The sequence below is a fragment of the Micromonospora sp. M42 genome (assembly GCF_000568915.1).
Classification (GTDB): domain Bacteria; phylum Actinomycetota; class Actinomycetes; order Mycobacteriales; family Micromonosporaceae; genus Micromonospora; species Micromonospora chalcea.
The window spans coordinates 3002496-3013940 of record NZ_KK037233.1 but is presented as its reverse complement, the minus strand read 5'-3'; the positions used below and the strand labels follow the sequence as shown (position 1 = coordinate 3013940).

At 73.3% G+C, this 11445-nt stretch carries 12 protein-coding genes; 7 read left to right on the top strand and 5 right to left on the bottom strand.

The window, feature by feature from the left end; all coding sequences use genetic code 11:
* Together MCBG_RS13590 and MCBG_RS13585 are read left to right on the top strand one after the other, a co-directional pair.
* Positions 1–705: isocitrate/isopropylmalate family dehydrogenase (locus MCBG_RS13590; RefSeq protein WP_043325990.1), on the top strand; the 705-nt coding region annotated here is incomplete at its 5' end.
* 194 nt (positions 706–899) lie between these two features.
* A complete protein-coding gene (locus MCBG_RS13585) occupies positions 900–1994 on the top strand; it encodes a branched-chain amino acid aminotransferase (RefSeq protein ID WP_043325988.1) in 1095 nt (364 codons plus the stop codon).
* Positions 1995–2046: 52 nt separating this feature from the next.
* Here MCBG_RS13585 and MCBG_RS13580 read toward each other — a convergent pair whose 3' ends face one another.
* The 4 genes from MCBG_RS13580 to MCBG_RS13565 all read right to left on the bottom strand — a co-directional run bounded on the left by MCBG_RS13580 (position 2047) and on the right by MCBG_RS13565 (position 4589).
* Positions 2047–2787 (bottom strand): tyrosine-protein phosphatase, encoded by a 741-nt coding sequence (locus MCBG_RS13580; RefSeq protein WP_043330569.1) that lies wholly within the window; start codon positions 2785–2787, stop codon positions 2047–2049.
* Between the two features lie 50 nt (positions 2788–2837).
* Positions 2838–3302 carry a hypothetical protein gene (locus MCBG_RS13575; RefSeq protein ID WP_030500871.1) on the bottom strand — a complete coding sequence of 155 codons (465 nt, stop codon included), beginning with the start codon at positions 3300–3302 and terminating at the stop codon, positions 2838–2840.
* 193 nt (positions 3303–3495) lie between these two features.
* Positions 3496–4026: a carboxymuconolactone decarboxylase family protein gene (locus MCBG_RS13570; protein ID WP_013284513.1), complete on the bottom strand. Its 531-nt coding sequence runs from the start codon at positions 4024–4026 to the stop codon at positions 3496–3498.
* A gap of 2 nt (positions 4027–4028) precedes the next feature.
* Positions 4029–4589 carry a peroxiredoxin gene (locus tag MCBG_RS13565; protein WP_043325987.1) on the bottom strand — a complete coding sequence of 187 codons (561 nt, stop codon included), beginning with the start codon at positions 4587–4589 and terminating at the stop codon, positions 4029–4031.
* A 318-nt stretch (positions 4590–4907) separates the two neighbouring features.
* Between MCBG_RS13565 and cimA the strand changes: the two genes are divergently transcribed.
* Positions 4908–6506: a citramalate synthase gene (gene cimA, locus MCBG_RS13560; protein WP_043325985.1), complete on the top strand. Its 1599-nt coding sequence runs from the start codon at positions 4908–4910 to the stop codon at positions 6504–6506.
* A gap of 1 nt (position 6507) precedes the next feature.
* On the opposite strand, the gene MCBG_RS13555 is transcribed toward cimA, so the two are convergent.
* The gene (locus MCBG_RS13555; RefSeq protein ID WP_043325984.1) at positions 6508–7500 is read right to left on the bottom strand and encodes an endonuclease/exonuclease/phosphatase family protein; all 993 of its coding nucleotides are present in this window, start codon (positions 7498–7500) and stop codon (positions 6508–6510) included.
* Between the two features lie 281 nt (positions 7501–7781).
* Here MCBG_RS13555 and MCBG_RS13550 point away from each other — a divergent pair, with 281 nt between their 5' ends.
* The 4 genes from MCBG_RS13550 to MCBG_RS13535 all read left to right on the top strand — a co-directional run.
* Positions 7782–8303, top strand: a complete 522-nt coding sequence (locus tag MCBG_RS13550; protein WP_043325982.1) for a hypothetical protein — start codon at positions 7782–7784, stop codon at positions 8301–8303.
* Positions 8304–8495: 192 nt separating this feature from the next.
* Entirely contained in the window at positions 8496–9545 is a 1050-nt protein-coding gene (locus MCBG_RS13545; protein ID WP_043325980.1) for an AAA family ATPase, read from the top strand.
* On the top strand, positions 9542–10558 hold the full coding sequence (locus MCBG_RS13540; protein WP_043325978.1) for a DUF58 domain-containing protein: 1017 nt from the start codon (positions 9542–9544) through the stop codon (positions 10556–10558). Before MCBG_RS13545 ends, MCBG_RS13540 begins: the two co-directional genes overlap by 4 nt.
* Positions 10555–11445, top strand: an 891-nt coding sequence (locus MCBG_RS13535; protein ID WP_084789517.1) for a VWA domain-containing protein, incomplete at its 3' end; no start/stop codon positions are given. The genes MCBG_RS13540 and MCBG_RS13535, both read left to right, overlap by 4 nt.

Genomic DNA, 11445 nt, shown 5'->3' with positions numbered 1-11445 from the left:
CTCGCCGCGGTCAAGCCCGGCGAGGTCGACCTCGTGGTGGTCCGCGAGGGCACCGAGGGGCTGTACGCGGGCGCCGGAGGCGCGCTGCACCGGGACACCCCGGCCGAGGTGGCCACCGAGGAGAGCCTGAACACCCGGCACGGCGTCGAGCGGGTCATCCGCGACGCCTTCGCCCGCGCCCGCCGTCGCGAACGGCGCAAGGTCACGCTCGTGCACAAGACCAACGTGCTCACCCACGCCGGTTCGCTCTGGTCGCGCGCCTTCGCCGCGGTGGCCGCCGAGCACCCCGACGTCACCACCGAGTACCAGCACATCGACGCCGCCGCGATGTTCCTGGTGACCAACCCGTCCCGGTACGACGTGGTGGTCACCGACAACCTCTTCGGCGACATCCTCACCGACATCGCCGCCGCGGTGACCGGTGGCATCGGGCTGGCGGCCAGCGGCTGCATCAACCCGGAGGGGCGCTACCCGTCGATGTTCGAGCCGGTGCACGGCTCCGCGCCGGACATCGCCGGCAAGGGCGTCGCCGACCCGGTCGCCGCCGTGCTCTCCGCCGCGCTGCTGCTGGACCAGCTCGGCCACGCCGACGCCGCCGCCCGGGTCACCGCCGCGGTCGGCGCCGAGCTGGCCGCGCGTACGCCCGGCGCGTCGCTGCGCACCGAGGAGGTCGGCGACCGGCTCGCCGGGTACGCCGTATCCTGACCGGGCCGATCCTCACCTGGCGGCCCGGTAACGGGCCGCCAGACCCGTCTCCGGGCCCGATTCGGCGGTCCGGTGCGGCGCAGCCGTCCGAGGGGCGGACCTATCCGCTGAACGACCGTTCGGGGTAAGTTTCTGGCACCAGTGACGTCGGCGTGCGATCCCGCATGCCGTGAACCCGCAGGGAGGTCAGCGCGATGAGCGGTGGTGACAAGCTCGATTTCGAGATCCGTCCGAATCCCGCGCCGGTATCCGCCGCCGACCGGGCCGCCCTGCTGGCGAACCCCGGTTTCGGCCGGGTCTTCACCGACCACATGGTCACCATCCGCTACGCCGAGGGCAAGGGCTGGTACGACGCCCGCCTGGAGGCGCGCGCGCCGATCCCGATGGACCCGGCCGCGGCGGTGCTGCACTACGCGCAGGAGATCTTCGAAGGGCTGAAGGCGTACCGCACCGGCGACGCGGTGACGATGTTCCGCCCGGAGGCCAACGCGGCCCGGTTCAGCGCGTCCGCCCGCCGGCTCGCCATGCCGGAGCTGCCGGAGGCGACGTTCGTGGAGTCGCTGCGCCGTCTGGTCGAGATCGACCAGGCGTGGATCCCGGAGCACGAGGACGCCAGCCTCTACCTGCGTCCGTTCATGTTCGCCAGCGAGGTCTTCCTCGGCGTGCGCCCGGCCAACGAATACCTGTACTGCGTCATCGCCTCGCCGGCCGGGGCGTACTTCTCCGGCGGGGTGAAGCCGGTGACGGTCTGGGTCTCGCCGGACTACACCCGGGCCGCGCCCGGCGGCACCGGCGCGGCGAAGTGCGGCGGCAACTACGCCGCGTCGCTCGCGGCGCAGGCCGAGGCGATCGAGGCCGGCTGCGACCAGGTGGTCTTCCTGGACGCGGTCGAGCGGCGCTACGTCGACGAGCTGGGCGGCATGAACGTCTTCTTCGTCTACGACGACGGCAGCATCGTCACCCCGCCGCTGGGCGGCACGATCCTGCCCGGCATCACCCGCGACGCGATCCTCACCCTGGCCGCCGAGGCCGGGCACGAGGTGCGGGAGGCGCCGGTCAGCTTCGCCGACTGGCAGGCCGACGCGGCGAGCGGGCGGCTGCGCGAGGTGTTCGCCTGCGGCACGGCCGCTGTCGTCACCCCGATCGGCGGCGTGCGCTTCCCGGAGGGCGAGTTCCTCATCGGCGGCGGCGAGCCCGGCCAGGTCACCATGGCCCTGCGCCAGAAGCTGGTGGACATCCAGCGCGGTCGCGCCGAGGACCCGCACGGCTGGGTCACCCGGGTCATCTGAACGCCCGACCGCGCGGTGAGCAGCGAGTCCGCTCCCTGCTCACCGCGCGGCGTCAGTCCAGCAGGTGGGTGCGCAGCGACTCCAGCTGCGTCTCGGTGACGCCCGCGTGGTTCAGGTAACCCTCGACCGAGCCGTGGCCGGCGCGCAGCTCGGCCAGGAACAGCTCCATCGTCTCGGCCGGTGACTCCAGGAACGGCGGCGGCGGTTCCTCCGCGTCCGGCAGCGTGGCGCGGACCCACTCGGTGAAGCGCTGCGACGCCGCGGTGCTGAGCGCGTAGTCGGCGACCACGTCCTCGTCGGGCACCCCGAGCACGGACAGCGTGAGCGCGCAGACGATGCCGGTGCGGTCCTTCCCGGCGACGCAGTGCACCACCACCGGCGCGTTGGCGCTGTCCGCGATCAGCCCGACCGCCTCGGCGAGCCCGGCGGTCCCGGTACGCGCCAGGTCGGCGTACCGGTCGGCCAGGTAGCGGGCCAGGCTGACGCCGGAGGCGTCGAACCGGTTCGCGCCCCAGTCGGCGTGCTCGGGGTGGATGTGCCGGTAGGCGAGCCCGTCGTAGGCGGGCACCCGTCCGTCGCGTTCCACCTCGGTGGGGCGGCGCAGGTCGATCACGGTACGGATGCCGAGCGCGGTGAACGCCGCCCGGTCGGTCTCGTCGATGCGGTGCAGCGAGTCGGAACGGTAGAGCCGGCCGCGGCGCACGGTGCGCCCGTCCTGAGCGGCGTATCCGCCGACGTCGCGGAAGTTGAACAGGGTGGGGAAGGGGCTCTGCGGGGCGTCCACATCCGACACGGTACGGCCGGCGGGGCGTTCCCACGTCCCCACCGGCCGTCGCCGCGGTGTCAGATGCGCGGCGGCACGTCCGGCGGCAGCGCCGAGTGGCTCTCGCCGTAGTAGCCGCCGAGCCGGTCCCGGTAGCCCGGGTCGGCGTGGCTGGACTCGTCGTACTCCGGGGCGGCCTTGATCTGGTCCTTCTCCCGGTCGACGTGCACGGTGCGGGCGTCGTGGTCGACGTGGTTCACGGTCCCGGCCGGGAGCATCACCTTCTTGCCGAAGATCCACGGCCCGGTGTCCACGACCAGGTAGCTGTCGTCCACCTCGTGGCTCGCCCGGTCGATCTTGCCGATGGCGCCGTCGGTGGCCTCGACCTTGTAGCCGGTCAGGTCGGCGCTCGCCACGCCCGCCTCGTCGCGGTAGCGCCACGGGTCGAATGCGCCCGCCGGGGCGCCCCCGGCGACGGTGCCCCGGCCGTCGTCGAGGATCGGCTCGGTGCCGCCGTGCGTGGCGCGCGGGTCCAGTCCGTCCATGTGCCGCCTCCCGTCCCCAGGGCCGCGGCCGTCGCGGCGCCGTCATCAGTCGGGAGGGTTACCCACCCTGTCCGGGCACCAACCCGCCGGCGGCCGGCCCGCCGACGCCGAGGGGCCGGCGCCACGGTGGTGACGCCGGCCCCTCGGGAGGTCGGCCCGCGCGGCGCCGGTCGGGCGCGTCCGGGCCGGTGGATCAGGCCAGCGCGGCCTCCGCGTCCAGGGTCACCGCGGCGGCGTGTACGACGGCGGCGATCCGCAGCCCCTCGTGCACCTGCTCCCGGCTGAACCCGGCGGCGCGCAGCGTCTTCTCGTGCGACTCCAGGCAGACGCCGCAGCCGGTGATCGCCGAGACGGCGAGGCACCACAGCTCGAAGTCGGTCTTCTCCACGCCGGGGCGGGCGATGATCTGCATCCGCAGCCGGGCCGGCAGCGACGCGTACTGCTCGTCGCCGATCAGGTGCTTGGCCCGGTAGTAGACGTTGTTCATCGCCATGACCGCCGCCGCGCCCTTGGCCGCCTCGACCGCCTCGGGCGTGAGGTGACCGGCCGCCTCGGCGGCGATCTCCCGCAGCACCACCGGGTTGCGGGCGGCCACCGCGCAGGCCAGGGCGGTGCCCCACGCCTGCTCCGGCTTCAGCGTCGAGGTGGTGATGGTGGAGCCGAGGTTGAGCCGGATGTCCTTGGCGTACTCGGGCAGGCCCGCCTTGATCGCGTCCAGGCCCATGGTCAGGCCCCGGCGGCGGCGAGGAGCGCGTTGGCGTCGAGCGTCGCCGCGCCCTTGTTCCAGTTGCACGGGCACAGCTCGTCGGTCTGGAGCGCGTCGAGCACCCGCAGCACCTCGGAGACGTTGCGGCCGACCGAGCCGGCGGTCACCATGACGAACTGGATCTCGTTGTTCGGGTCCACGATGAAGGTGGCCCGCTGGGCGACACCGTCGGCGCCGAGCACGCCGCAGGCGGAGGTCAGCTCACGCTTGATGTCGCTGAGCATCGGGAAGGGCAGCTCGCGCAGGTCCGGGTGGTCCTTGCGCCAGGCGTAGTGGACGAACTCGTTGTCGACGGAGACGCCGAGCACCTGGGCGTCGCGGTCGGCGAACTCGCCGTTGAGACGGCCGAACTCGGCGATCTCGGTGGGGCAGACGAAGGTGAAGTCCTTCGGCCAGAAGAACACGACGCGCCACTGGCCCTCGTGGGACTTGTGGTTGATCGTCTCGAACGCCTTGTCGGCGTCGAGCGATACGCAGGCGGTGAGTTCGTACTCGGGGAAGTGGTCACCGACAGTGAGCACGGGTCCTCCTTGAGCGTGACCCGGCAGCACCGCCGGGCCAGTAACTGGATCTGTTCAAGATTCTTCCGCAGCCCTGTTTGCGCTCGTGGCAGGCGGTGGCCGGGTGTGAAGGCGGTCACCAGCCCCGCGATCGTCCCGGAATATGGGTTTCGCCTCCCAAAAGCGGGGGCGGGGTGGCAGAGTACTGGTCGTGACCAGCTTCGTCCTGATCATTAGCAGCTAGCGCGCCGGCCTTCCCTCGCCGAGCGCGCAGACCTCCCGCATCCGCGGGGGGTCTTTTTGTTTGCGCCCCAGGACGGACACGAGAAGAGGACTCCGATGACCTTCCAGGTGTACGACACGACGCTGCGCGACGGCGCCCAGCGCGAAGGACTCACGTACTCGGTGGTCGACAAGCTGGCGGTGGCCCGCCTGCTCGACGACCTCGGGGTCGGCTTCATCGAGGGGGGCTGGCCGGGCGCGGTGCCCAAGGACACCGAGTTCTTCCGCCGGGCCCGCACCGAGCTGGAACTGCGGCACGCGATCCTGGTCGCCTTCGGCGCCACCCGCAAGGCCGGCCTCGCGGTCGAGGACGACCCGCAGGTGCGCGGGCTGCTCGACGCGCAGACCCCGGCCGTCGCCCTGGTCGCCAAGGCGGACCTGCGGCACGTGGAACGCGCGCTGCGCACCACCGCCGAGGAGAACCTCGCCATGATCCGCGACACCGTGTCGTACCTGGTGGCGCAGGGTCGGCGGGTCTTCGTCGACGGAGAGCACTGCTACGACGGGTTCCGCTTCGACCCGGGCTACACCACCGCTGTGGCGGAGACCGCGCTGGCCGCCGGCGCCGAGCGCTTCGTCCTCTGCGACACCAACGGCGGCATGCTGCCCTCCCAGGTCACCGCCGTGATCGAAGGGCTGGTGGCGCGCACCGGGATCGCGCCGGAACGGCTCGGCATGCACGCGCAGAACGACACCGCCTGCGCGGTCGCCAACACCATCGCCGCCGTCGAGGCCGGCGTCCGCCACGTGCAGGGCACCGCCAACGGGTACGGCGAGCGCCCCGGCAACGCCGACATCTTCGCGATCGTCGCCAATCTTCAGCTCAAGCTGGGCATGCCCGTCCTACCGGAGGGCTGCCTGGAACAGATGGTGCGGGTCTCGCACGCCATCGCCGAGATCGCCAACATCGCCCCCGACACCCACCAGGCCTACGTCGGGGCCGCCGCCTTCGCTCACAAGGCGGGGCTGCACGCGAGCGCGATCAAGGTCGACCCGTTGCTCTACAACCACGTGGAACCCACCGTGGTGGGCAACGACATGCGGATCCTGGTGACCGAGATGGCCGGCCGGGCCAGCATCGAGCTCAAGAGCCGTGAGCTCGGTCTGGACCTGGCCGGCCATCCGGACACCCTGTCCAAGGTCACCGGGCGGGTCAAGGAGCTGGAGGCCGATGGCTGGTCGTTCGAGGCCGCCGACGCCTCGTTCGAACTGCTGGTCCGCTCGGAACTGCCGGGCGCGGCGCCGGTCCGGCCGTTCACGCTGGAGTCGTACCGGGTGCTGGTCGAGCACCGCGAGGACGGCGCGGTGGTCTCCGAGGCCACGGTGAAGATCCGGGTACGCGGCGAGCGGGTGATCGCCACCGCCGAGGGCAACGGCCCGGTCAACGCGCTGGACGAGGCGTTGCGGGTGGCGCTGTCCCGGCACTACCCGGAGCTGCGCGAGTTCCAGCTGGCCGACTACAAGGTCCGCATCCTGGAGGGCAGCCACGGCACCGGCGCGGTGACGCGCGTACTCGTGGAGACCGCCGGGGCGGGCCGCGACTGGACCACCGTGGGCGTGCACCCGAACGTGGTCGAGGCCAGCTGGCACGCGCTCGTCGACGCGCTCACCTACGGCCTGGACCGGACCCGCGTGACGGGCGGGACCGCGGCCTGACTCACCCGGCCGGCAGGCGCAGCTCGGCCAGCAACGCGCGGTGGTCGCTGCCCGGCACCGGGAAGGTGCCGGCGGCGCGCACCGCGATGCGCCGGTCCACCAGGACGTGGTCGATGGTGACCGGCGGGATCGGGTCGCCGTCGTACGGCCCCCAGGTGCCGCCGAACCCGGCCCCGGCCGCGTCCGCCGCGTCGGTGTAACCGGTGGCGATCAGCTCCCGCAGCGCCGCGTGGTCGAGCGTCGCGTTGAAGTCCCCGGCCAGCACGCTCAGCCCGCCGTCCGGGGTGGCCGGCGGCTGGGCGCGCTGGTCGGTCCACCAGTCCGGCACCACGTCCACCGCGTACGGCGCGGCCGGGTGCGCCGACTCCACCCGTAACGGCGGCGCGCCCGGCACCGTCACCGTCGCGTACGCCTGGGTGAAGAAGAACCCCTTGTTGCGGCGGTGCCCGGTGTCGCGCAGCGGGTGGCGGGCGTACACGCCGGAGCCGGTGGAGCCGACCTCGGGGCTCAGCGACCGGTAGGGCAGCAGCGTGGCCAGGCCGAGCCGGTCCAGCTCGGCCGCGAGCGCCGGGGTGAGCTCCTGCACCGTGAGCACGTCCACCCGCCGGACCCGGGCCAGGTCGACAAGTCCCGCCGGGTCGGCCGAGCCGAGGCGCAGGTTGGCGGTGAGCAGCCGCAGCGTCGGCCCGTCGGCCGGGGGACGGGCGTCGGGGACCGCCCGGGGCGCCACCGCGCCGATCAACGACAGCGCGGCGAGGGCCGCGACCACCGCCGGGGCCCGGCGCCGCAGGGCGAGCGCCGACACCGCCACGACCGGGGCCAGCGCGGCGACGTACGGCGTGAAGGCGATCGCCAGCACCAGCGGACCGCTTTCCAGCCCGGCCAGGCGTACCAGCGCCCAGGCGGCGACCGGCGCCGCTGCCAGCCAGCACGCGGCGGTGGCCCAGCGGCCGCCCCGGGTGCCGCCCCGGGACAGGTCCGGCGCTGTGATCATGGCCGTCAGGCTACCCGGGTCCGCGCTGCCGCGATGCCCGGCGAAACAATTTCGTGAATGCTCGACCGCAATTTCTGAGCACTTTTTCGATCGGTCGGACACGCAATATGAGCTATTGACCGCCCGCGTTTTCCGGTGCTACGTTCCCCCTGGTTGAGACGTCGCGACTCTCTGTAGTAAGGCCAGCTCACGAGCGGTGCGCTCCCCGGGCGGATTCCCGATGATCCGCAATTTGACGCGCGCAGTCGCCGTATCACCACGGTTTAACCAAGGGAGAACTCATGGCCACATTCTTCAAGCGAAAGGCGACGGTGGTGGCGCTCGCCGCGCTGTCCCTCACCCTGGCCGGTGGAGGGATCGCCGCGGCCGCCCAGGCGGAGGCGCGACCCCAGCCCGGCGCCCGGCACAGCACCGCGCAGCCGCCGGTGACCGCCGCCGAGCGGCAGGCCGCCCGCGCCGCCATGCGGGCCACGCTGGCCCCGCCGGCCCCCGGTCAGGTCGCCTGGGCGGTCGTGTCGGCGAACGGGACGCTGCTGCAGCACTCCGGCAACGTGGTGTCCTCGCTCCGGTTCGTACCCGGCCCGGGCGTGTCCGCCGGGCAGTACCAGGTGCTGTTCGACTACGACGTGTCCGCCAAGGCGTACCACGTCTCGATCGGCACGAACGACTCGGCGAACGTGCCGCCGGGCGGCGAGATCTCGGCCGCGCCGCGCACGCTGACCCCCAACGCGGTCTTCGTGCAGACCCGCAACTCCACCGGCGGCTTCGCCGACCGGCCGTTCCACATCCTGGTCGCCAACTGACCCGTCCGGCCGCGCACCGGCCTCCGCTGCGGCGGGGGCCGGTGTCGTGTTCCGTCCCGGTCCCGCCCGGACCGATGGGGTTCGTGCCGTTGCCGCCCGATCGGGGAGATGCTGCCCGTCCGGTTCGGCCACTGCCGGTCCGGGTCCGATAATCCGACGTTTGTCGCCGGTCCGGCCCGGGAAGCAAGCACCGTGACGGACATCTCGGACACCCTGGCCAGCGTGCCCAGCCCGGTCGATGCCGACGCGAGCGGCGTCGAGCTGGAACAGACCCTCGCCGAGGTCAAACGCGTGATCGTCGGGCAGGATCGGCTCGTCGAACGCCTGCTCACCGCCCTCATCGCCGACGGTCACTGCCTGCTGGAGGGCGTACCGGGGGTGGCCAAGACGCTCGCGGCGCAGACCCTCGCCACAGTGGTCGGCGGCACCTTCTCCCGGATCCAGTTCACGCCCGACCTGGTGCCCTCCGACATCGTCGGCACCCGCATCTACCGCGCCTCGACCGAGCAGTTCGACGTGGAGCTGGGACCGATCATGGCGAACCTCGTGCTCGCCGACGAGATCAACCGGGCCCCGGCCAAGGTGCAGTCGGCCCTGCTGGAGGCGATGGCCGAGCGGCAGGTCTCGATCGGCGGGCGGAGCTGGCCGGTGCCGGAGCCGTTCCTGGTCCTGGCCACCCAGAACCCGATCGAGTCCGAGGGCGTCTACCAGCTCCCCGAGGCGCAACGCGACCGCTTCCTCATGAAGGTCGTGGTCGACTACCCGAGCGACGCCGACGAGCTGGCCATCCTCTACCGGATGAGCACCGAGCGCCCCACCGCGAGCACCGTGCTCGACCCGATCCGGCTGCGGGAACTCCAGCGCCGCGCCACCGACGTCTTCGTCCACCACGCGCTCGCCGAGTACGTGGTCCGCCTCATCCTCGCCACCCGCGACCCGCAACGCTTCGGCCTGCCCGACATCGCGCCGCTGCTGGCGTACGGGGCCAGCCCCCGGGCCACGCTCGGCCTGGTGGCCGCCGCCCGCGCGCAGGCACTCATCCACGGCCGCGACTACGTCCTCCCCGAGGACATCCGGGACCTGGCGGTGGACGTGCTGGCGCACCGGCTCGTGCTCACCTTCGACGCGGTCGCCGACGGGATCTCCGGCGAGGACGTGGTGCGCCGGGTGATCGAGGCGGTGCCACCACCCCGGCTGGTGAACGGGCCCACCGAGGCGGCGCCGGACCTGGCGGCGGCATGACCGGCGCGGCCGAGCCCGGGCTGACCGACCTCGCGCCCGACCAGCGGCTGCGCCGGCTGGAGCTGACGGTGACCCGGCGGCTCGACGGCCTGCTGCACGGCCGGTACCGGGGCCTGCTGCCCGGGCCGGGCAGCGAGGCCGCCGGCAGCCGGGAGTACCGCCCCGGCGAGGACGAGGTACGCCGGATGGACTGGGCGGTCACCGCCCGGACCACGGTGCCGCACGTCCGCCAGGTCGACGCGGACCGGGAACTGACCACCTGGCTGCTCGTCGACGCCAGCCCCAGCATGGAGTACGGCACCTCCACGCTGGACAAACGGGAGCTGGCGGTGGCCGCTGTCGCAGCGATCGGCTTCCTCACCGCCGGAGTCGGCAACCGGCTCGGCGCGCAGGTGCTCACGCCCGACGGGCTGCGCCGATTCCCGGCCCGCAGCGGGCGTACCCATCTGCTCGGGCTGCTCCGCGCGCTGCTCGGCGCTCCGCGTACCGACGACCGGCGGGACCCGGACGACGCGGGCGCGGCCGGCGCACGCCCGCCCGCCGCGGGGCCGGGCCTGGCCGACGGGCTGGACGGCCTGCAGCGTGTCGCCACCCGGCGCGGGCTCGTGGTGATCGTCTCCGACTTCCTCGACGAACTGCCCGACGACCCGGACGCCGCGCCCCCGCCGTGGGCCGCGGCGCTGCGCCGCCTCGCGGTCCGTCATCAGGTGCTCGCGGTCGAGGTGACCGACCCGCGCGAGCTGGAACTGCCCGACGTCGGACTGATCACGCTCGTCGACCCGGAGAGCGGCCGGCACCGCGAGGTGTGGACCGGCGACCCGGACCTGCGCGAGCGGTACGCGCGCGCCGCCGCCGAGCAGCGCGAGCAGGTACGCCACACGCTGCGCCGGGCCGGCGCCACCCACATGGCGCTGCGCACCGACCGGGACTGGTGCGCGGACGTGGTGCGGCACGTGCACGAGCAGCGCCGGCTGGCCACCGTGCCGGCCGCCGCCCGCGGAGGTGTCGCATGACCTGGCAGTCACCAGCCCGCCTCTGGCTGCTGCTCGCCGTCCTCGCGCTGGTCGCCGGCTACCTGGTGCTGCAACGGCGGCAGAGCCGGTACGCGGTGCGCTTCACCAACCTGCGCCTGCTGGACCGGGTCGCCCCGCGCCGCCCGGCCTGGCGCCGGCACGTGCCGGCGGGCCTGTTCCTGGCCATGCTGGCGCTGCTCGTGGTCGGGTTCGCCCGCCCCGAGGCGGAGGTGCGGGTCCCCCGGGAACGGGCCACCGTGATGGTCGCTGTCGACGTCTCCACCTCGATGCTCGCCGGTGACGTGGACCCGGACCGGTTGACAGCGGCCAAGGAGGCCGGCCGGCGGTTCGTCGACGGGCTGCCGGACGAGTTCAACGTCGGCCTCGTCGCGTTCGCCGGCAGCGCCGCGGTGCTGGTGCCGCCGAGCACCGACCGGGAGGCGCTGCACGACGGCATCGGGCGGCTGGCCGAGGGCATCACCGGCGTGCAGGGCACCGCGATCGGCGAGGCGATCAGCACCTCGCTGGGCGCGGTCAAGAGCCTTGACGCGACTGCCGCGAAGGACCCGCCGCCGGCCCGGATCATCATCCTCTCCGACGGCGCGAACACCTCCGGGATGGACCCGATCGAGGCGGCCGACCAGGCCGTCGCCGCCAAGGTCCCGGTGCACACGATCTCCTTCGGCACGCCCGGGGGATCGGTCGACCGGGGCGGCCGGGCGATCCAGGTGCCGGTGGACGGGCAGACGCTGCGGGCGGTGGTCATGGTCACCCGGGCGGAGACGGTGGCCCGGTCGCCGGTCTCGTTGTCGACGGTCGGGTTGCTCCAGCGGAACCGGGGGTTCTGGTACTGCTCGGCGTACTTGCGCACCTCGGCGACCTTGGCG